The 19911-nt window shown below is 63.7% G+C and carries 18 protein-coding genes; 16 read left to right on the plus strand and 2 right to left on the minus strand.

What is annotated here, in order from left to right:
* The first annotated feature begins 56 nt into the window (after positions 1-56).
* The 8 genes from EN824_RS21765 (at position 57) to EN824_RS21800 (ending at position 9014) form a co-directional block, all read left to right on the plus strand.
* Positions 57-1088 (plus strand): LacI family DNA-binding transcriptional regulator, encoded by a 1032-nt coding sequence (locus EN824_RS21765; RefSeq protein ID WP_127871199.1) that lies wholly within the window; start codon positions 57-59, stop codon positions 1086-1088.
* 191 nt (positions 1089-1279) lie between these two features.
* A complete protein-coding gene (locus tag EN824_RS21770; protein ID WP_245464532.1) occupies positions 1280-1960 on the plus strand; it encodes a hypothetical protein in 681 nt (226 codons plus the stop codon).
* Between the two features lie 394 nt (positions 1961-2354).
* On the plus strand, positions 2355-3296 hold the full coding sequence (locus tag EN824_RS21775; protein WP_015314570.1) for a sugar ABC transporter substrate-binding protein: 942 nt from the start codon (positions 2355-2357) through the stop codon (positions 3294-3296).
* 110 nt (positions 3297-3406) lie between these two features.
* Positions 3407-4483 (plus strand): ABC transporter permease, encoded by a 1077-nt coding sequence (locus tag EN824_RS21780; protein ID WP_127871200.1) that lies wholly within the window; start codon positions 3407-3409, stop codon positions 4481-4483.
* A 2-nt stretch (positions 4484-4485) separates the two neighbouring features.
* Positions 4486-5253 (plus strand): ATP-binding cassette domain-containing protein, encoded by a 768-nt coding sequence (locus EN824_RS21785; protein ID WP_023772158.1) that lies wholly within the window; start codon positions 4486-4488, stop codon positions 5251-5253.
* 116 nt (positions 5254-5369) lie between these two features.
* Complete coding sequence (iolG, locus tag EN824_RS21790; protein ID WP_127279234.1) at positions 5370-6362, plus strand: inositol 2-dehydrogenase; 993 nt, start codon at positions 5370-5372, stop codon at positions 6360-6362.
* Positions 6363-6707: 345 nt separating this feature from the next.
* Positions 6708-7496: an SDR family oxidoreductase gene (locus EN824_RS21795; RefSeq protein ID WP_127279235.1), complete on the plus strand. Its 789-nt coding sequence runs from the start codon at positions 6708-6710 to the stop codon at positions 7494-7496.
* A 426-nt stretch (positions 7497-7922) separates the two neighbouring features.
* On the plus strand, positions 7923-9014 hold the full coding sequence (locus EN824_RS21800) for a 3-deoxy-7-phosphoheptulonate synthase (RefSeq protein ID WP_127279236.1): 1092 nt from the start codon (positions 7923-7925) through the stop codon (positions 9012-9014).
* Between the two features lie 34 nt (positions 9015-9048).
* On the opposite strand, the gene EN824_RS21805 is transcribed toward EN824_RS21800, so the two are convergent.
* Positions 9049-9684: a LysE family translocator gene (locus EN824_RS21805; protein ID WP_127279237.1), complete on the minus strand. Its 636-nt coding sequence runs from the start codon at positions 9682-9684 to the stop codon at positions 9049-9051.
* A gap of 127 nt (positions 9685-9811) precedes the next feature.
* Between EN824_RS21805 and EN824_RS21810 the strand changes: the two genes are divergently transcribed.
* A complete protein-coding gene (locus EN824_RS21810) occupies positions 9812-10510 on the plus strand; it encodes a YafY family protein (protein ID WP_135917616.1) in 699 nt (232 codons plus the stop codon).
* A 3-nt stretch (positions 10511-10513) separates the two neighbouring features.
* On the opposite strand, the gene EN824_RS21815 is transcribed toward EN824_RS21810, so the two are convergent.
* Positions 10514-11623 (minus strand): Gfo/Idh/MocA family oxidoreductase, encoded by a 1110-nt coding sequence (locus EN824_RS21815; protein ID WP_135932696.1) that lies wholly within the window; start codon positions 11621-11623, stop codon positions 10514-10516.
* 148 nt (positions 11624-11771) lie between these two features.
* Here EN824_RS21815 and EN824_RS21820 point away from each other — a divergent pair, with 148 nt between their 5' ends.
* From EN824_RS21820 to EN824_RS21855, 7 genes are all read left to right on the plus strand, one after another.
* On the plus strand, positions 11772-12617 hold the full coding sequence (locus EN824_RS21820; RefSeq protein WP_127280184.1) for a MurR/RpiR family transcriptional regulator: 846 nt from the start codon (positions 11772-11774) through the stop codon (positions 12615-12617).
* Positions 12618-12772: 155 nt separating this feature from the next.
* On the plus strand, positions 12773-14707 hold the full coding sequence (gene iolC, locus EN824_RS21825; protein WP_135932697.1) for a 5-dehydro-2-deoxygluconokinase: 1935 nt from the start codon (positions 12773-12775) through the stop codon (positions 14705-14707).
* 35 nt (positions 14708-14742) lie between these two features.
* The gene (gene iolD, locus EN824_RS21830) at positions 14743-16593 is read left to right on the plus strand and encodes a 3D-(3,5/4)-trihydroxycyclohexane-1,2-dione acylhydrolase (decyclizing) (RefSeq protein WP_135932698.1); all 1851 of its coding nucleotides are present in this window, start codon (positions 14743-14745) and stop codon (positions 16591-16593) included.
* A gap of 116 nt (positions 16594-16709) precedes the next feature.
* Complete coding sequence (gene iolE, locus EN824_RS21835) at positions 16710-17627, plus strand: myo-inosose-2 dehydratase (protein ID WP_135932699.1); 918 nt, start codon at positions 16710-16712, stop codon at positions 17625-17627.
* A gap of 64 nt (positions 17628-17691) precedes the next feature.
* The gene (locus EN824_RS21840; RefSeq protein WP_127279302.1) at positions 17692-17925 is read left to right on the plus strand and encodes a DUF3329 domain-containing protein; all 234 of its coding nucleotides are present in this window, start codon (positions 17692-17694) and stop codon (positions 17923-17925) included.
* Between the two features lie 303 nt (positions 17926-18228).
* A complete protein-coding gene (gene iolB / locus EN824_RS21850) occupies positions 18229-19041 on the plus strand; it encodes a 5-deoxy-glucuronate isomerase (RefSeq protein WP_127279305.1) in 813 nt (270 codons plus the stop codon).
* A 151-nt stretch (positions 19042-19192) separates the two neighbouring features.
* Positions 19193-19900: a DUF1045 domain-containing protein gene (locus EN824_RS21855; RefSeq protein ID WP_127871210.1), complete on the plus strand. Its 708-nt coding sequence runs from the start codon at positions 19193-19195 to the stop codon at positions 19898-19900.
* Positions 19901-19911: the final 11 nt, after the last annotated feature.

Consider the following 19911-nt stretch of genomic DNA (forward strand, 5'->3'; position numbering starts at 1 on the left):
TCTATCATTTCCTATCAAAGTGGTATATCAATACCAGGCAATCGAACGGGGCGATCATGGCGAAACGGCCGACCATAACAGATCTGGCGCGCGTCTCCGGCGTCAGCGTCGCCACGGTGGACCGCGTGCTCAACAATCGCTTGCCGGTTCGCGAGGAAACGGCACGCCGCGTCTACGAGACCGCGACCGAGATCGGCTATCACGCGGCCGGCCTGATCAAGCAGCGTATGCGCCATGAATTGCCGGAATACCGGCTCGGCTTCCTGCTTTTGAGAGGCAACGACGTCTTCTACACGGAGTTCGCGCGGCAACTCGAACTCGCGGTGTCGCAATCGCAGCGCTTTCGCGGCGTCGCGATCATCGACTTCGCCGTTTCGCTGACGCCGGACGAAATCGTCGAGCACACGCGCAAGCTGGCGGCCAAGTGCAAGGCCGTCGCCCTGGTCGGGCCGGATCACCCGGCGCTGACGGTCATTGTCGAGGAGATGAAGGCCAGGGGATTGCCGGTTTTTTCGCTGCTGTCCGACTTCGCCGCCGGCATTCGCGAGGGCTATGTCGGCCTCGACAACCGCAAGGTCGGGCGCACGGCAGCCTGGATGATCTCGAAAGCGGCGAAGCGGCCGGGCAAGGTCGCGCTTTTCGTCGGCAGCCACCGCTTCCACGGCCATGAACTGCGCGAGATCGGCTTCCGCTCCTTCTTCCGCGAACAGGCGCCGGACTTCACCCTGCTCGAAACGCTGGTCAATCTCGAGGCCAACCAGATCACGCAGGACACGCTGCTCGACCTGCTCGGCCGTCATCCGGACCTCGTCGGCTGCTATGTCGCGGGCGGCGGCATGGAAGGCGCGGTCGCGGCGCTTAGGCAGGCCAAGCCAGCAGAGATGCCAGCGGTGGTCTGCAACGAGATATCGGCGGTCTCGCGATCCGCCCTGGCGGACGGGGTGCTGACCATGGTGATCTCCACGCCTCTGGCGGCTTTGTGCCGCGAACTGCTCGATCTCATGGCGCACGCCATCGAGACGGGCGCGGCTAACGCTCCCGGCCAGACCTTCCTGCCGTTCGACATCTACCTGCCCGAGAACATCTAGCGCGCCAGGGCTTTCAGCGCGTCGCCCGACGGGGGCATCCAAATTTGACGCATTAATGATTGCTAATATATACATGCCCGATGGGCGGAGATGGGTTTGGGTACATCGCTTTTGGGAGCGACGAGCTCTATGCGCGTGGCGCGCTCTTCAGCGCCCTTCGCCTGCTTTACTATTGCCCGGATGCCAGGGTCATGGTCCTGACCGACAGGCCCTCCATTTTCGACGGCTATCCTATCGAAACGATCGAGCTAACGGCCGAGAGAAAGGCCGAGATGTCCTTCGGCAATCGATACAGGTTTGGCATCAAGGCAGCCGGCATCGTCGATTTGCTGCGGCGTTGCGAGCGCCTGTTCTTCATGGACACGGACATGTATCCGACCGGCGACATATCGCGATGTTTCAGGCGAATTACAGCGTTGTCCTCCATAATGTGGCGGTGCGAAGGGCGCCCAAAGGCCCCTTATCGAGCGCTCGAAGGCAAAGGGCTCTCAATTGGAGGCCACATCCTGACCGGAGATGAAACCATGTGGGCGAGCGGCGTCCTTGGCGTTCATCATAACAACATTCCTGCGCTGGAGCGAGCATACGCCGCCAGCGAGAGAGTCAGTGAAATCGTGCGTTTGCATACCCCGGAACAATTCTGCATCGGCGTCGCGCTATCACAGGATGGGCGAACGATCAGCCGCCAGCAGCTGCCTATCCGCAATTACACCACCACCGGAACAAAGCTTCACGCCCGAAGGCGAATTGGAGTTTTCTTCGATGTCAGCGGCAAGCTCAGCGTCGAACAGCAGGTGAGGCAGGCGGCGGGATACAGGGTCTGGAGAGCGCCGCTCGATCTCTTGCTGCAGAGAGACATCTGGCATTTCTGAACTGCCATCGCCTGTCGACGGCATCCAGGGAACGGACCTGGCGCGCTGATGCCATAGGCCTCGCCGCCGGCGGCGGGCGTGCGCCTGTCTGCTCCGCCGCCAAGCCAGCGGCATTCTTCCGGCAGCATCCGCACACCGTCGACGCGTCCGCCAAAATCGCACGTCCGGTTTTGGAATCGCCCTTGACGCCTCCCGACGAAATGGAATAAATATTTCATCGGTGATGTATTTTGGTCCTTACGTTCCGGGAACATCTGTTTCAAACACAGGCTTTGGCGTTCCAGCAAACGGCAGGCGCCACCGGGGAGAAGACAATCGGGAGAGATTCCCCGGGGAGATCGGGGATTCCGGAGAAATCGGTGCAACCGGACACCAAAGTGGAGGAGAGATTAAAATGAAGAAACTGCTTTTGGGCGTCGCCTTCGCGGCGCTGATGAGTTCATCGGCCATGGCCGCCAAGATCGGCGTCTCGATGGCCAAGTTCGACGACAATTTCCTTACCGTGCTGCGCAACGGCATGATCGAGCAGGCCAAGGGCATGAGCGGCGTCGAGCTGCAGGTCGAGGACGCGCAGAACGACGTCGCCAAGCAACTCGACCAGATCAAGAACTTCGCCGCTTCGGGCGTCGACGCCATCATCGTCAACCCGGTCGACACCTCGGCCACGCAGGCAATGTCGGATGCGGCCGCCGCGGCCAAGATCCCGCTGGTCTATGTCAACCGCCAGCCGGTCAATGTCGACACGTTGCCCGACAACCAGGCCTTCGTCGCTTCCAATGAGGCCGATTCCGGCACGCTCGAAACCAAGGAAGTCTGCCGCCTGTTCAAGGAAGCCGGCAAGAAGGAAGCCAATGTCTATGTCATCATGGGCGAGCTTTCCAACCAGGCCGCCGTGCAGCGCACCAAGGACATCGACGATGTCATCGCCACCCCGGACTGCAGCTTCATTAAGATCATCGACAAGCAGACCTCGAACTGGGATCGCGACCAGGCGCAGAACCTGATGACCAACTGGCTGTCGACCGGCAAGAAGTTCGACGGCGTCATCGCCAACAATGACGAAAGCGCCATCGGTGCCATCCAGGCGATGAAGGCCGCCAACATCGACATGAAGTCGGTTGTCGTCGGCGGCGTCGACGCCACCCAGGACGCGCTTGCCGCCATGCAGGCGGGCGACCTCGATGCCACCGTGTTCCAGGATGCCGCCGGCCAGGGCGCGGGCGCGCTGGACGCGGCGCTGAAGCTCGCCAAGGGCGAGAAGGTCGAACACAAGGTCTATGTCCCGTTCCAGCTGGTCACGCCTGCGAACATCGACAAGTTCTTGAAGAAGAACTGAGCCGCGGACATACGGAGCGGCGCTCTCGCGTAAAGGCAGCGCCGCTCCTCTTCCCCCTCGGCGCCTGAAAGGTGCTCGAGGAACGACCGCGGCTGACGGAGGATAGAAGATTGGCACAGACATCTCACGGCGTCGGCGGCGTCGGCTATGACGCCAGGAAGCGTATATGGCCGGCCGAATTCAACGTCTTCCTGGCGCTCGTCATCCTCGTCGTCATCTTCGAGCTGATCGGCCGGATCTTTCTCGGCGACAGCTTCCTGTTCAACACCCGCAGCGACGTCTCCGGCATCTTCAACGAGGCGCGGCTGCAGATCATCATCCTGCAGGTGTCGATCGTCGGCATCATCGCCATTGGCGTCACGCAAGTGATCATCACCGGCGGCATCGACCTGTCCTCGGGCTCGATCGTCGGCGCGACCGCCATGATCGCCATGAGCTTCGCCCAGGTCGCGACCGTCAACGGCAATCCCAATCCCAAGGCGATGTTCCTGGCGCAGGGCTGGACCGACCTGCCGGTGATCGTGCCGGTGCTGGTGGCGATCGGCTGCGGCCTGCTCGCCGGCCTCGTCAACGGCGCCCTGATCGCCTACACGCGCATCCCGCCCTTCATCGCCACGCTCGGCATGATGGTCACCGCGCGCGGCATCGCCAAATGGTGGTCGAAGGGGCAGCCGATATCATTCCCGACCGACAGTTTCGCGGCAATAGGCAAGGGCCTGATGCCGGTCATCATCTTCCTGTCGCTGGCCGTGCTGTTCCAGCTCATCATGACCTACACCCGATACGGCAAGCACTGTTACGCGATCGGCTCCAACGAGGATGCCGCGCGCATGTCCGGCATCAAGATCGCCAACCACAAGATCCTCGTCTATGTCATCGCCGGCATTCTCGCCGCGCTCGCCGCCGTGGTGCTCTCCTCCAAGAACCTCACCGCCCAGGCCGGCATGGGCGTGATGTACGAACTCGACGCCATCGCCATGGCGGTCATCGGCGGCGTCTCGCTGTCGGGTGGCCGTGGCTCCATCATCGGCACGGTGATCGGCGCGCTCATCTTCGGCGTCATCATCTCCGGCTTCACCTTCCTGCGCCTCGACGCCTACTACCAGGAGATGGTCAAGGGCGTGATCATCGTCGGCGCGGTCGTTCTCGACCAGTGGCGCCAGCGCATGCGGGCATTGAGGGCTTGACCATGTCAGACATCGTCCTGAAGACCGAAAACCTCACCAAGCGCTATGGCGGCGTGCATGCACTTGAAGGCGCCAATTTCGAGCTGCGCAAGGGTGAGCATGTCGCCATCATGGGCGACAACGGCGCCGGCAAGTCGACCTTCGTGCGCCAGATCACCGCCGTCGAGCAGCGGACGAGCGGCCAGGTCTGGTTCGACGGCAAGGAAGTGAATTTCGCCGGCCCGATCGAGGCGCGCGAGGCGGGCATCGAGACGGTGTTCCAGAACCTGGCGCTGGCCGACGATCTCGACGTGCCGTCCAACCTGTTCCTCGGCCGCGAAAAGGTGCTGTTCAATCTGGGGCCATTCTCGATCCTCGACCGCAAATACATGCGCAAGGCGACCGAGGCGGCACTGGTCCGCACCGCGGTGAAAATTCCCAATTTGTCCAACACCATCCGCCACATGTCGGGCGGCCAGCGCCAATGCGTGGCGATCGCCAGGACGGCCACCTTTGCCTCCAAGCTGATCATCATGGACGAGCCGACGGCGGCCCTTGGCGTGCAGGAGACGGCGCAGGTCGAAAACATCATCCGCACGCTGAAGGACAATGGCGAGCCGCTGATCCTGATCAGCCACAACATGCGCCAGGTGTTCGACCTCTGCGACCGTATCGTCGTGTTCCGGCGCGGCCGCATCGTTGCCAATCTGCGCAAGGAGAATACCGACGGGCAGGACATCGTCTCCTACATCACCGGCGCCAAGACCGGGGAGGCGGAACTCGCGGCCTAAGGGCCGGGCGCGGCGGCGATGGTCATCGCCTTCCCGTCGATTTGTCTTGACCGGAAAATCATCCAGCGCCCATGACCGGCGCCCCGCTTCGAACCATCCCCTAGAGGAAAATTTCCATGACTGTTCGCTTCGCCCTCCTTGGTGCCGGCCGCATCGGCAAGGTCCACGCCCGCGCCGTGGGTTCCAACCCCCAGGCAAAACTGGTCGCCGTTGCCGACGCCTTCGAAAAGGCGGCAAGCGAACTGGCGAGCGCCTATGGCGCCGAGGTGCGTACCATCGACGCCATCGAAAAATCGAAAGACATCGACGCGGTCGTCATCTGCACGCCGACCGACACGCATGCCGATCTGATCGAGCGCTTCGCCAAGGCCGGTAAGGCGATCTTCTGCGAGAAGCCGATCGATCTCGACGTCAAGCGCGTCGAGAAGTGCCTGGCCGTGGTCGACAAGGCCAAGGCGACGCTGATGGTCGGCTTCAACAGGCGCTTCGACCCGCATTTCGCCGCCGTGCGCAAGGCGATTGACGACGGCGCCATCGGCACGGTCGAAATGGTCACCATCACCTCGCGTGATCCCGGCGCCCCGCCGCTCGACTACATCGCGCGCTCCGGCGGCATTTTCCGCGACATGACCATCCATGATTTCGACATGGCGCGCTTCCTGCTCGGCGAGGAGCCGGTGGCGGTCAGCGCCCATGCCTCGGTGCTGGTCGACAAGAAGATCGGCGAAGCCGGCGATTTCGACTCGGTCAGCGTCATCCTCGAAACCGCATCGGGCAAGCAGGCGGTCATCTCGAATTCGCGCCGCGCCACCTATGGCTACGACCAGCGCATCGAGGTGCATGGCTCGAAAGGCATGGTGGCGGCCGAGAACCAGCGGCCGGTGTCGATCGAACTGGCCAACGAGAAGGGCTATACGCGCCCGCCGCTGCACGACTTTTTCATGACCCGCTATCTCGACGCTTATGCCAATGAGATTGCTGCCTTCATCACGGCGGCGACAAAGGGCAAGAAGGCAGCGCCAAGCGGCGCCGATGGCCTTGTGGCACTGAAGCTGGCGGACGCGGCGCTGAAATCGGCGACGACAGGCAAGACAGTGCGCCTAGGCTAGACAGTAAGGTCGTCGATCTACAGGGCTTTATGACTAGCCGTAACATTCATCATGTCGTCATCCACGGGCGAAGCAAGGAGCGAAGCGACGCGGCGCAGACCCGAGGATCCATGCCGTTACATAGAAGCGGCTCCAACGGTTCAGAATTTTGGTCCGCTGCGTTCTTCGGCAGAGGTCACGGAATGGATCCTAGGGTCTCCGCGACGGAGCTTCGCTCCCGCTTCGCCCTAGGATGACGACGTTGGGGATACTTCGACCAAGTTTCCCAACGTCGCGATAAGGCACCGAAGAAACCTCAATGAATCTCATGAAACTGTTGGCAGTCAAGAACCCAGGAGCAGAGCAATGAGCACCGATCGTAATTCACAGACACGCGCCATCGTCACCGGCGGTGCGCAAGGCATCGGCTTCGCCGTCGCCGAGGCACTCGCCGACGAGGGCTGCCGGGCGCTGGCGCTCATCGGCCGCTCGCAGGAGAAGGGCGACAAGGCTGTTGCCCATTTCAAGAAATCTGGCGTCGACGCCATCTTCATCAGCGCCGACGTTTCGAAGGTTGCCGACTGCAAGCGTGCGGTCGCCACCGCGCTCTCGCATTTCGGTACGATCAACGCGCTGGTCAACGCCGCCGCCACCTCGGCGCGCGGCTCCCTGGTCGAGACATCGGAAGAGCTTTTCGACCAGATCTTCGACACCAATGTGCGCGGCCCCTTCTTCCTGATGCAGGGCGTGGTGGCGCATCTGCTGGAGAAAAAGGCACCCGGCTCGATCGTCAACGTGCTGTCGATGTCGGCGCATACCGGCCAGTCCTTCCTGACGCCCTATTCGACCAGCAAGGGCGCGCTGATGACGCTGACCAAGAACGTCGCCAACGCCTATCGCTTCAACCGCATCCGCTGCAACGCCGTGCTGCCCGGCTGGATGGACACCGAGGGCGAGGACATCGTGCAGAAGAAATGGCACGGCGCGCCCGACGACTGGCTGGCGAAGGCCGAAGCGGCCCAGCCGATGGGCCAGTTGGTGAAGCCGGGCCAGCTCGCGCGGCTGATCAGCTACATGGTCAGCCCGCAATCGGGCGTCATGACCGGATCGCTGGTCGACTACGACCAGAGCATCGCCGGCTCGTCGCCGGAATAGTGCCGACGTTGCGGCTGGCCCTTTCTCCCCGTCACTATACGGGGAGAAATGCCCGGCAGGGCAATGAGAGGCAGCACCGACTTTGACAATTACCGGTCCATACCCTGCCACCTCGCTTGTCTCTCCGACGTAGGCGCCGCCCCTCACCTGCCTGCCGGCATCCTCTCCCCGTATAGGGACGGGGAGAGGGGTGCTGTCATCGACGGTTTCGCCACCTGACCCTCATCGCCCCATCGACAAACGCCGCCGCTTCGACTATATGAGCGGCATGATCCACCTGTCCGCCACCTATTGGTACTTTAGCAGCTCGCTGGCGGCGGGAGGATTGCGCTCGATCTGAAGATTGCAGCAAACAGTCCGACAAGCCGCCAGACCTGGCGGCTTTTTTGTTTCAGCCGGCAGGTTCCCAAACAGGAGCAGAAAGCCGTGTTGACCACTACAGACGACCTTCGGGTCAAGGAACTTAGACTGCTGAGCACGCCGGAAGAGGTGATGCGCGAGATACCGCGCTCACTCACGGCGACACGCACCGTTGCCGCCTCGCGCAACGCCATCCACTCCATCCTGACAGGGGCCGACGATCGACTTGTTGTCATCGTCGGCCCTTGTTCCATTCATGATCCGGTCGCGGCCGTTGACTATGCCAGCCGTCTGGCGGCGCTGCGCGAGGCCCTGGCCGACCGGCTCGAGATCGTCATGCGGGTCTATTTCGAAAAGCCGCGCACCACTGTCGGCTGGAAAGGCCTGATCAACGATCCCGACCTCGACGGCAGCTTCAACATCGACAAGGGGCTGCGGATGGCGCGCAATGTGCTTTCCGCCGTCAACAATCTCGGCCTGCCGGCGGCGACCGAATTCCTCGACATGACGACGCCGCAATACATTGCCGACCTCGTCGCCTGGGGCGCCATTGGCGCGCGCACGACCGAAAGCCAGATCCACCGCGAGCTGGCCTCGGGCCTCTCCTGCCCGGTCGGCTTCAAGAACGGCACCGACGGCAATCTCAGGATCGCCGGCGAGGCGGTGAAGTCGGCCGCCCAGCCGCATCATTTCATGGCGGTGACCAAGGGCGGCCGCAGCGCGATTGCGGCGACGACCGGAAACGAGGATTGCCATGTCATCCTGCGCGGCGGTGTCCAGCCGAACTATGACACGGCAAGCGTCGAGGCTGCTTCGGTGGAACTCGCCCGCATCGGTATCGCGCCGCGCCTGATGATCGACGTGAGCCACGCCAACTCCAGCAAGAAGCCCGAGAACCAGCCGAAGGTGGCGGCGGACGTGGCAGGCCAGGTGGCGGCGGGCGACGAGCGCATCATCGGCGTCATGATCGAAAGCAATCTCGTCGCTGGCCGGCAGGATGTCGTGCCCGGCAAGCCGCTGGTCTACGGCCAGAGCATCACCGATGGCTGCATCGACTGGGCGACCACCGAGACCGTGCTGCACGGGCTTGCCGGTGCCGTAGAATGGCGCCGCTCGGCGCGGCGCGCCATGCTGGACAGCCGGCAAGGGGCCGCCTGACACGATGGCGATGCGGGAGGGGCGGCGCCGGGACTTACGCCGCCCTCAGCCCTTCCCATGCGGTGAAGACCGAGACCGCGAACAGCAGCAGCCCGGCGGCGCGCCCGGCAAGGACGGTCGCCCGCGGATTGGCGATCAGAAGGCTGCGGCTGCGGCCGGCAGAAATGGCCAGCCCGCCATAGATCGCCGCCTGCGTCAGCACGGTCAGCAGGCCCATGATCGTCGCCTGCATCCAGATCGGACCATAGTGCGGTTTCAGGAACTGCGGGTAGACGGCCAGGACGAAGAGATAGGCCTTCGGATTGATCAGGCAGGTCACGAAACCCTGGCGAAACGCTTTCCATGCGGAACGGCTGCCGGCCGGCCCCTCATGGCCGACGGTGATGGAGCTGCGCATCAGCGTGATGCCGATATAGGCCATGTAGGCGGCGCCGGCGATCAGCAGCGGCTTGAACAGGATCGGCACGAAATGCATGAGCAGGCCGACGCCGACAGCGCCGTTCAGCGTGTGTACCATGCCGCCGACCATGATGCCGCCGGTCGCGGCCAGCCCTCTGTCGCGTCCGCCGGTCAGCGCGTTGGCAAGCACGAACAGCATGTCCATGCCTGGAACGGCGATGATGCCGAACAGGAGAAGAAAGAAAAGCCAGAGATTTTCCGCGTAGCTCATGTCAGTTGCCTGTCGCCTCTTGGGGGCGTGCCGCCAAGGAATTGTTGATTTTCAAGCCGATGGGCGATCCTATAGATCGAGCCAACTGACGATGGTGTGTCAGTTGTGATCACAGCCGGGGAGAAAAATGCGCAAGGCCTCGCGCCTGTTCGAGATCATCCAGATCCTGCGGCTGGCCAGGCAGCCGGTGACGGCGGCAATGATTGCCGGGCAACTGGAAGTGACGATACGCTCGATCTACCGCGACATCGCCGCGCTGCAGGCCATGCGCGTCCCGATCGAGGGCGGCCGTGGCATCGGCTATATCCTGCGTCCCGGCTTCGACCTGCCGCCGCTGATGTTCTCGATCGAGGAGATGGAGGCGATCGTGCTGTCGCTGGCGTTGCTCGAGCGCACGGGAGACGACGAGCTCAAGCAGGCGGCCAAGCGCGTCAGCGCCAAGATCGCCGGCGCGGTGCCGCCGCCCTTGCGCCAGACGCTCGATGCCAATGCGCTGCATGCCTGGGGCTTTGCCGCGCCCGCCGCCGGCACGATCGACCTGGCGCTGGTGCGCCGCGCCATCCGCGACGAGGAGAAGCTCGACCTTTCCTACCGCGACGAAGCAGGCCGTGCCTCCGAGCGGCTGATCCGCCCGATCGCGCTGATCTACTACGCCGAAACCGCCAACATCGTCGCCTGGTGCGAGCTGCGCCAGGCGATCCGCAATTTCCGCAGCGACCGCATCGAGGACTGCCAGCCGACCGGGTTACGCTTCAAGGACGAAGGCGACCGCTTGCGGCAAATCTGGGTCAATGGCTGGGAGACGAACGCGGCTATAGGCGTCTGACTTTTACCTTACATCCACCCAGCGCTTTTCCTCATAAGAACGCGCCATCGCGTGCACGGTGCGCTCGATCTCCAGCCCTTCGGCGAACTCGATAAGCCGGGCCGGCTTGCCGGCCAGCCGCGTCAGCAATTCGTGGCACTCGATGATCTTGAGATCGTTGAAGCCGAGACTGTGGCCGGGCGCCGGCACGAAAAGATCATAGGGCTTGTGCTGCGGCGCCACCAATATGGTGCGATAGCCCTGTTCGGTCGGTCGGTCCGACGTCAAATAGAGCTGGAATTCGTTCATCCGCTCCTGGTCGAACAGGATCGAACCCTTGGAGCCGAAGATCTGGATGGCGATACGGCCCTTGCGGCCCCAGGCCGAGCGGTTGACCTGCAGCGTTCCGGCAATGCCGTTTTCCAGATGCATCAGCACGCTGGCGATATCGTAGGTCTCGACCGCGCGGCGCCCGCCCGCCGCCAGCCTGCGGTCGGCATAGGGCTTGGCCATGTCGCAGATGACGCTGGCGACGCGGCCGAACAACGCCGTGACCAGCGACAGCGGATGCACGGCGAAATCGTCGAGCGCGCCATAGCCGGAAGTCGCTTCGTGCTTCCAGAAGAACGGCGCCTCGGGATCGGCCATGAAATCCTCGTCCATCTCGATGCGCAGATGGTTGACCTCGCCGATGATCTTCTCGTCGAGCAGCGCGCCGATGTGACGGATGGCCGGGCTCTGGATGTAATTGTAACCAAGCGCGGCAATCTTGCCTGATGTCTTGGCGGCGGCCGCCATTGCCTCGGCCTCGGCGAAGCTCGGCGCCATCGGCTTTTCGCACCACAGATGCTTGCCGGCTTCGAGGATGGCGATGGCCATTTCCGGATGAAACTGGTTGGGCGTCGTCAGCGAGACGACGTCGACCTCCGGATCGTTGACGACGGCACGCCAGTCGCCGGACGCCTTGGCAAAGCCGAACTCGCCGGCCTTGCGCCTGGCAAGGTCCTCGCTGACCTCGCCGAGATGGACGAGCCGCGGCTTGGTCGCATCGGGGAAGACGGCTCCCACTGCGCTCCACGCGATGGCGTGGCACTTGCCCATGAAACCCGTACCGATAAGACCTACGCCGACCATCCAACTTTCTCCACTGCCTGAGCGTTGGATGGATGAATTAGTCCATTTTCTCCGGAAATGGAATGTCTGCCTCATTTTTTATGGCGTTCTTGCGCAGGCCCGCTATGATGGGGCACAGAGAGCCTCCAGACAGGCTTGGGCGGAGACGATGGACGAACAGGTACCTCGCGACTTCGAGACGCTGCGCGCCACCATTCTGGACCGGCGCGAGAGCCTGCCCAAGCGCATCGCCCAGATCGCCGCCTATGCGCTCGACAATCCGGACGACATCGCGTTTGGCACCGCCGCCAGCATCGCCGCTTCGGCCGGTGTGCAGCCCTCGACCCTGATCCGCTTTGCCCAGCAACTCGGTTTCGACGGCTTTACCAGCCTGCAGCAGGTGTTCCGCGAGCGGTTGCGCGAGCGCAACTCCTCCTATGACGAGCGGCTGCAGGCGCTACGCGCCAAGGCCGAGGGCGGCGCCGGCCACCGGGCGATCTTCGACGGTTTCATTGCCGCCGCCAGCACCTCGCTCAACGACATTTCCCGCACACTGGACGACGCGCATCTGGAAGACGCTATCTCGCTGCTGGCAAAGGCGCAGACCATCTATGTCTTGGCCAAGCGGCGCTCCTATCCGGTGGCGAGCTATATCGCCTACGCGCTGGGCAAGCTGAAGATCCGCAACCAGCTGATCGAATCGGCTGCCGGCCTGAATGCCGAGATGGTCGGCTTCGCCACGCCGGCGGACGCCGTCATCGCCATCAGCTTCTCGCCCTACGCACCGGCCACGATCGAGGAAGCGCGCAGCATTTCCGAGCAGGGCGTGCCGATCGTTGCCATCACCGACAGCTCATTCTCGCCGCTGGCCCAGTTCGCCAGGGTCTGGTTCGAGGTGGCCGAGGCGGATTTCGCCGGTTTCCGTTCGCTGTCGGCGACAATGGCGCTGGCCATGGCGCTGACCGTCGGCGTCGGCGAGAAGCGGCGTGACGCGAGCCGCAAGCGCAAGGCTTGACCAGACATCCAAAAAGGCAATTTTAGGCTAGGGAATGCTCATTCCATATTGACTATGGATTGGAATTATTATTTCATATTGCTGGCGCCACGCTGCCGCTCGCGCGTGTTACCCAACAATGTTGTCCATGACGACAAGACCGACGGGAGGTTCCAATGAGCGAAGCTGTGGACGCAAGACAGGCGCCGCTCGATGTCATCACCATCGGTCGCGCTTCCGTCGACCTCTATGGCCAGCAGATCGGCTCGCGGCTCGAGGATATCACGTCCTTCGCCAAGTCGGTCGGCGGCTGCCCGGCCAACATTTCGGTCGGCACGGCGCGGCTCGGCCTGCGCTCGGCGCTGCTGACGCGCGTCGGCGACGAGCAGATGGGCCGCTTCATCCGCGAGCAGCTGAAACGCGAAGGCGTCAACACCGACGGGCTGAAGACCGACAAGGAACGGTTGACCGCGCTTGTGCTGCTTTCGGTCGAGAGCGAAGGCGTTTCGCCGATGATCTTCTACCGCTCCGACTGCGCCGACATGGCGCTTTCGGAAGAGGATATCGACGAGGCGTTTATTGCCTCGGCCCGCGCCATCGTCGTCACCGGCACGCATTTTTCCCGCCCCAACAGCGACGCCGCCCAGCGCAAGGCGATCCGCATCATGAAGGCCAAGGGCGGCAAGGTGGTCTTCGACATCGACTATCGGCCGAACCTGTGGGGTCTCGCCGGTCACGCCGAAGGTTTCGAGCGCTACGTCAAGTCGGACCGGGTCTCGGCCCAGTTGAAGACGGTGCTGCCCGATTGCGACCTCATCGTCGGCACTGAGGAAGAGATCATGATCGCGTCCGGCGCCGACGACTGCCTGAGCGCGCTGAAGACGATCCGCGCCCTGTCCTCGGCGACCATCGTCTTGAAGCGCGGCGCCATGGGCTGCATCGTCTATGACGGGCCGATCAGCGACGATCTCGAGGACGGCATCGTCGGCGAAGGGTTCCCGATCGAGATCTACAATGTGCTGGGCGCCGGTGACGCCTTCATGTCCGGTTTGCTTCGCGGCTGGCTCGGCGGTGAAAGCTTCAAAACCGCGGCGACCTGGGCCAACGCCTGCGGCGCCTTCGCCGTGTCGCGGCTGCTCTGCGCGCCGGAATATCCGACCTTCGAAGAGCTGCAGTGCTTCCTCAAGAACGGCAGCAAGCATCGCGCACTGCGCAAGGACGAGGCGATCAACCACATCCATTGGGCAACCACCCGCCGGCGCGACATCCCTTCGCTGATGGCGCTCGCCTGCGACCACCGTGTGCAGCTCGAGGATGTGGCGGCCAAGACCGGCGCCGATCCAGCGCGCATCCGCGATTTCAAAGTGCTGGCGGTCAAGGCGGCGGCCAAGGTCGCTGCCGGCCGCGACGGCTACGGCATGCTGATCGACGAGAAGCATGGCCGCGAGGCGATGTTCGAATTCGCCAGGCATCCCTTTGCCTGGCTGGGCCGGCCGGTGGAATTGCCGGGCTCGCGGCCGCTGCGCTTCGAATTCTCGCAGGATATCGGCTCGCAGCTCACCGAATGGCCCGTCGATCACTGCATCAAGTGCCTGTGCTTCTACCACCCTGACGATCCGGCGGAACTCAAGGAAGAACAGCAGCAGAAGCTGCGCGCGCTGTTCGAGGCCGCGCGCAAGGTCGGCCGGGAACTTCTCATCGAGATCATCGCCGGCAAGCATGGCAAGCTCGACGACACGACGATCCCGCGCGCGCTGGAGGAACTCTATGCGCTCGGCATCAAGCCGGACTGGTGGAAGCTCGAGCCGCAGGCGTCGAGCGGTGCCTGGGCCAAGATCGAGGCGGTGATCCTGAAGCACGATCCCTGGTGCCGCGGCATCGTGCTGCTTGGGCTGGAGGCGCCGCAGGACGAGTTGGAGGCGGCGTTCGCCGCAACCGCCAAGGCGCCCATCGTCAAGGGCTTTGCCGTCGGCCGCACCATCTTCGTCCACGCGGCCGAACAATGGCTGGCCGGCAAAATGTCCGATGACGAGGCCGTCGCCGACATGGCCTTGCGCTTCGAACAGTTGACCGAGGCGTGGCTTGCCGCGCGCGGCCGCAAGGCGGCATAACAGGCCGCGACACAGGGACTGCGGAGGAAACAACCATGAGCAAGACAATCCGCCTGACGATGGCGCAGGCGCTGACCCGCTTCCTGTCCCGCCAGATGACCGAGATCGACGGCAAGACGGTGCCGATCTTCGGCGGCGTCTGGGCGATCTTCGGCCATGGCAATGTCGCCGGCATCGGCGAGGCGCTTTACCAGGTACGCGATGAATTGCCGACCTTCCGCGCCCACAACGAGCAGGCGATGGCGCATGCGGCGATCGCCTACGGCAAGGCCAATTTCCGTCGCCGCTTCATGGCCGCGACCTCTTCGATCGGCCCCGGCGCGCTGAACATGGTGACGGCGGCTGCACTTGCCCACGTAAACCGGTTGCCCGTCCTGTTTTTGCCGGGCGACGTCTTCGCCAATCGCATCCCCGACCCGGTGTTGCAGCAGGCCGAGGATTTTTCGGACGGCACCGCGACGGTCAACGACTGTTTCCGGCCGGTGTCGCGCTATTTCGACCGCATCACGCGGCCGGAGCAGATCATACCGGCGCTGAGCCGCGCCATGCAGGTGCTGACCGATCCAGCCGATTGCGGCCCGGTGACGCTGTCGCTCTGCCAGGACGTACAGGCCGAGGCTTATGACTATCCCGAGAGCTTCTTTGCCGAGCGGGTCTGGCGCCAGCGCCGGCCGCGCCCGGACCGTGGCGAATTGGCCGCCGCCGTCACGGCACTCAAGGGAGCCAGGAAGCCGCTGATCATCGCCGGCGGCGGCGTTCTCTATTCGCAGGCTTCCGACGAACTGGCGACGTTCGCCGAAGGCGCCGGCATTCCGGTCTGCGAGACGCAAGGCGGCAAGTCCTCGCTGCCGGACGAACACAGGCTCAACATGGCGGCGGTCGGCGTCACCGGCACCTCGGCCGCCAACCGGCTGGCGGAAGAGGCCGACGTCGTGCTCGCCATCGGCACGCGGCTGCAGGATTTCACCACCGGCTCGTGGGCGCTGTTCAAGAATTCCGGCAAGACCATCATCGGGCTCAACGTGCAGCCCTTTGATGCCGGCAAACACCGGGCGCTGCCGCTGGTCGCCGACGCAGCGGAAGGGCTCGCCGAGCTCGGCGCCGCGCTGCAAGGCTGGAAGGCGCCTGTCGCCTGGACCGACAATGCGGCCACTGGCAAGACCACCTGGCAGGCCGACGCGGCCAAGGTGACGGCATCGACCAACGTCGCCTTTCCATCGGATGCGCAGGTGATCGGCGCCGTTCAGCGCGCCATGGGATCAGGCGTGACGCTGCTGCATGCCGCGGGCGGCCTTCCCGGCGAATTGCACAAGCTTTGGCAGGCGGGCGCGCCCGGCTCCTACCATGCCGAATACGGCTTCTCGACCATGGGCTACGAGATTGCCGGCGGCCTCGGCACCAAGATGGCCAAGCCCAACGAGGAGGTCGTCGTCATGATCGGCGACGGCTCCTATCTGATGCTGAATTCCGAGATCGCCACCTCGGTGATGCTCGGCCTGAAACTGACCATCGTGCTGCTCGACAACAGGGGGTTCGGCTGCATCAACCGGCTGCAGATGGCGACCGGCGGTGCCAACTTCAACAACCTGTTGAAGGACTCGCGCCACGAGATCCTGCCCGATGTCGACTTTGCCGCGCATGCCGCCAGCATGGGCGCGATATCAGAAAAAGTTTCGTCGATCGCCGGGCTGGAGACGGCGCTGGCTCAGGCGAAAAAGAACGACCGCACCACCGTGCTGGTCATCGACACCGACCCGCTGGTTTCCACCGATGCCGGCGGGCACTGGTGGGACGTGGCGGTGCCCGAGGTCTCGGCGCGGCCGCAGGTGAACGCGGCGCGCAAGGCCTATGACGAGAAGCGGCGGATGCAGAGCGTCGGCGATTGATGTCGGTGCCGAAACCCCCCCTTCTCCCGTCCTTATACGGGGAGAAGGTGCCGGCGGGCGGATGAGGGGCAGCGCCAACCAACAGGTAATAAGCAGTTCTAAACCGGAGTGACGACTTGAAAGCCAAACTGGGCATGTCCCCCATCGCATGGTGGAACGACGATCTTGCCGAACTGAGCGATGACGTGTCGCTGGAAGAATGTCTGCGCCAGTCGCGCTCTGCCGGCTTCACCGGCATGGAAATGGGCCGGCGCTTTCCCAACGACCCAAAGGTGATGCTGCCGATCCTGAAGGCCGCCGACGTGACGCTATGCGGCGGCTGGTTTTCCGGCACGCTGGTCGACGAGGAGATGGCTGCGAACAAGGAGCGCATCCAGCCGATGATCGACCTGTTCAAGGCGGTCGACGCGCCCTGCATCGTCTATGGCGAGGTCGGACGCTCGATCCAGGGCGACCGCTCCAGGCCGCTCGCCACCAAGCCGAAGCTTTCGGGCGACGAAATGAAGGCCTACGCGCGGCGCCTGACGGAATTCGGCGAATGGTGCGCCGGGCAAGGCATGCCGCTTTCCTACCACCACCACATGGCGGCGGTAGTCGAGACCGAGCCGGAACTGGACGCCTTCATGCGCCATTCCGGCGAGGGCATTCCGCTGCTGCTCGATGCCGGGCACCTGGCCTTTGCCGGCGGCGACGTGCTGCGCGCCATCGACAACCACCACAAGCGCATCAGCCACGTCCATGTGAAGGATGTGCGCATGGAGGTGATCGACGGGCTCGACCGCACGAAACAATCCTTCCTCGACGCCGTGGCGCTCGGCGCCTTCACCGTGCCGGGCGACGGTTCGCTCGATTTCGGCGCCATCGTGCAGCGCTTCGCCGATCATGGCTATGAAGGCTGGTTCGTGGTCGAGGCCGAGCAGGACCCCAGGAAGAACCCGCCGCTCAAGATGGCGCAGGTTGGCCATAAGGAACTGATGCGGGTGATGACCGCCGCCGGCTACACCGTCGAGACGCAGGGCTTCCCGAATGCCTGAAGGCTGGATTGGTCGCCACCGGTGGCTTATCTGAGAACTGGTTCAGCAACTCTCGGATGGCGCGATGAAAGATTATGAACACCCGTTCTTCCGGCCGCTGTGGCGGCGCGTTGCCGTCGTCGCGGTCTGCGTGATCTGGTCGGTGATCGAGTTCGCCTCCGGCACCCCGTTCTGGGGCGTGATTGCGCTCGGCTTCGCCGGCTATGCCGTCTGGCAGTTTTTTTATCTGTACAAGCCGGTGGAGGAGACGAAGGCAACGGCTGCGGAACCCAAGGTCGGCATCGAACCCAAGGAATGATGGAAGAAGTTCCAGTGGATTGGATACGTGCGTAACGGATCGCATACGTTGGTGATTGGCCGAAACGCTCCTCGCTTCGTCATCCTAGGGCGGAGCAAGGAGCGCAGCGACGCGGCGCAGACCCTAGGATCCATGCCGTTGGATTGAAGCGTTGCGACGGTGCAGAATTCCGCTCCGCTCCGCTGCGGGGTCACGGAATGGATCCTAGGGTCTCCGCGACGGAGCTTCGCTCCTGCTACGCCCTAGGATGACGAAGTTGGGAGGCTTCGGCCGATCTCGAAGATTTGCGATAGGAGAGACAAAATGTCGAAACTGCTCGTCAAAGCCGACAAGGGCAATGGCCGCGTCGCGCATGTCACGCCGCAAGGCGCTGGCTGGACCTATGTCGGTTTCGATCTGCATCGGCTGAAGCCCGGCCAGAGCGCCTCGGGACAGTCGGACGACCGCGAAGTCTGCCTGGTCTTCGTGACCGGCAAGGGTACGGCAAAAGCCGGCGGCAAGGATCTCGGCCTGCTCGGCGAGCGCATGTCGCCTTTCGAGGGCAAGCCGTGGTCGGTCTACGTGCCGCAGGGATCGGACTGGTCGGTGACGGCCGACACCGAGCTGGAACTCGCGGTATGCTCGGCGCCCGGCCTTGGCGGCGGCTTGCCGGTCCGGGTGATCGGGCCGGACGATCTCGGCCAGGAGGTGCGCGGCAAGGGCACCAACACGCGCTACGTCACCAACATCCTGCCTGAGGGGCAGCCGGCCGACTCGCTGCTGGTGGTCGAGGTCATCACGCCCGGCGGCCACACGTCGAGCTACCCGCCGCACAAGCACGACCAGGACAATCTGCCCGCTGAATCCTATCTCGAGGAAACCTACTACCACCGCCTCAACCCGCCGCAGGGTTTTGCCTTCCAGCGCGTCTATACCGACGCCGACAAGGATGGCCGGCGCGCGCTGGACGAAGCCATGGCGATCGAGGACGGCGATGTCGTGCTGGTGCCCAAGGGCTATCACCCTTGTGCCGCCTGCCATGGCTATGACCTCTATTACCTCAATGTGATGGCCGGGCCGAAGCGGACGTGGAAATTCCACAACGCGCCCGAGCACGAATGGTTGATGAAGGCCTGACCGTTCTGCGTTTCCGGTTGAATTTGTTGGTCCAGTTGGGAAAAATCGTCGGCTAACGACCCTGAGGGTCGATTTGCCTTCGAAACCCTTCAAAGCTTCGTCAATCCGTCATGGAAATCACCTATGGCAACGTTTCTGACGAGGACTTCCCATGCGTTATGCCATCTATTTCACCCCCAGGCAGGACGAGCTGCTGGCGCGTATCGCCGCCAACTGGCTGGGCCGCGACCCGTTCGGTGCCGCGACCGGCCCGGTTGAGGCCGTGGCCGACCTGTCGGCGGCGGAAGTGGCCTTCCACACCGCTTCGGCGCGCCGCTATGGCTTTCACGCCACGCTGAAAGCGCCCTTCCGCCTGGCCGCCACCGAGACCGAGGCTTCGCTGCGCGCGGCGCTAGACCATTTTGCCGAAGCAACGCCGGTTGTGACGATCCCGCGTCTGGTCGTCAGCCAGATCGACAGCTTCTTCGCGCTGGTGCCGGATGGTCCGCTGCCTCCGCTCAACCGCTTCGCCGACGACGTCGTGCGCGATTTCGACCGGTTTCGCGCGCCGTTGAGCGAGGCCGAGATCGAGCGGCGCAGCCCGGATTCGCTGAAGCCTGCCGAGTTTCGCAATCTCTGCCAGTGGGGCTATCCCTATGTTTTCGAGACCTTCCGCTTCCACATGACCCTGTCGGGCCGGGCCGGCCCACAGGAAAGCCCTCGCCTGCGCGCGGCGATCGACGGCCTTTTCGCCGATGTGTTGCGCCAGCCCGTGCTGGTGGATGCGCTGACATTGTTTGTCGAACTCGAACCCGGTGCGCCGTTCATGGTGCTGTCCCAGCACGCGCTTGGACGCCGCCCGGCCAGAAAAACAGCCTGACAGGCGCCGGA

The organism is Mesorhizobium sp. M8A.F.Ca.ET.181.01.1.1, assembly GCF_004792025.1.
GTDB lineage: Bacteria > Pseudomonadota > Alphaproteobacteria > Rhizobiales > Rhizobiaceae > Mesorhizobium.

What these genes read in the sequence shown, in the direction of transcription:
- EN824_RS21855 (WP_127871210.1), top strand. Translation starts at nt 19,193, where the DNA reads ATGCGTTATGCCATCTATTTCACCCCCAGGCAGGACGAGCTGCTGGCG.
- iolG (WP_127279234.1), top strand. Translation starts at nt 5,370, where the DNA reads ATGACTGTTCGCTTCGCCCTCCTTGGTGCCGGCCGCATCGGCAAGGTC.
- EN824_RS21815 (WP_135932696.1), bottom strand. Translation starts at nt 11,623, where the DNA reads ATGGTCGGCGTAGGTCTTATCGGTACGGGTTTCATGGGCAAGTGCCAC.
- EN824_RS21785 (WP_023772158.1), top strand. Translation starts at nt 4,486, where the DNA reads ATGTCAGACATCGTCCTGAAGACCGAAAACCTCACCAAGCGCTATGGC.
- EN824_RS21775 (WP_015314570.1), top strand. Translation starts at nt 2,355, where the DNA reads ATGAAGAAACTGCTTTTGGGCGTCGCCTTCGCGGCGCTGATGAGTTCA.
- EN824_RS21805 (WP_127279237.1), bottom strand. Translation starts at nt 9,684, where the DNA reads ATGAGCTACGCGGAAAATCTCTGGCTTTTCTTTCTTCTCCTGTTCGGC.
- EN824_RS21770 (WP_245464532.1), top strand. Translation starts at nt 1,280, where the DNA reads ATGGTCCTGACCGACAGGCCCTCCATTTTCGACGGCTATCCTATCGAA.
- iolD (WP_135932698.1), top strand. Translation starts at nt 14,743, where the DNA reads ATGAGCAAGACAATCCGCCTGACGATGGCGCAGGCGCTGACCCGCTTC.
- EN824_RS21840 (WP_127279302.1), top strand. Translation starts at nt 17,692, where the DNA reads ATGAAAGATTATGAACACCCGTTCTTCCGGCCGCTGTGGCGGCGCGTT.
- iolB (WP_127279305.1), top strand. Translation starts at nt 18,229, where the DNA reads ATGTCGAAACTGCTCGTCAAAGCCGACAAGGGCAATGGCCGCGTCGCG.
- EN824_RS21795 (WP_127279235.1), top strand. Translation starts at nt 6,708, where the DNA reads ATGAGCACCGATCGTAATTCACAGACACGCGCCATCGTCACCGGCGGT.
- EN824_RS21765 (WP_127871199.1), top strand. Translation starts at nt 57, where the DNA reads ATGGCGAAACGGCCGACCATAACAGATCTGGCGCGCGTCTCCGGCGTC.
- iolC (WP_135932697.1), top strand. Translation starts at nt 12,773, where the DNA reads ATGAGCGAAGCTGTGGACGCAAGACAGGCGCCGCTCGATGTCATCACC.
- EN824_RS21820 (WP_127280184.1), top strand. Translation starts at nt 11,772, where the DNA reads ATGGACGAACAGGTACCTCGCGACTTCGAGACGCTGCGCGCCACCATT.
- EN824_RS21810 (WP_135917616.1), top strand. Translation starts at nt 9,812, where the DNA reads ATGCGCAAGGCCTCGCGCCTGTTCGAGATCATCCAGATCCTGCGGCTG.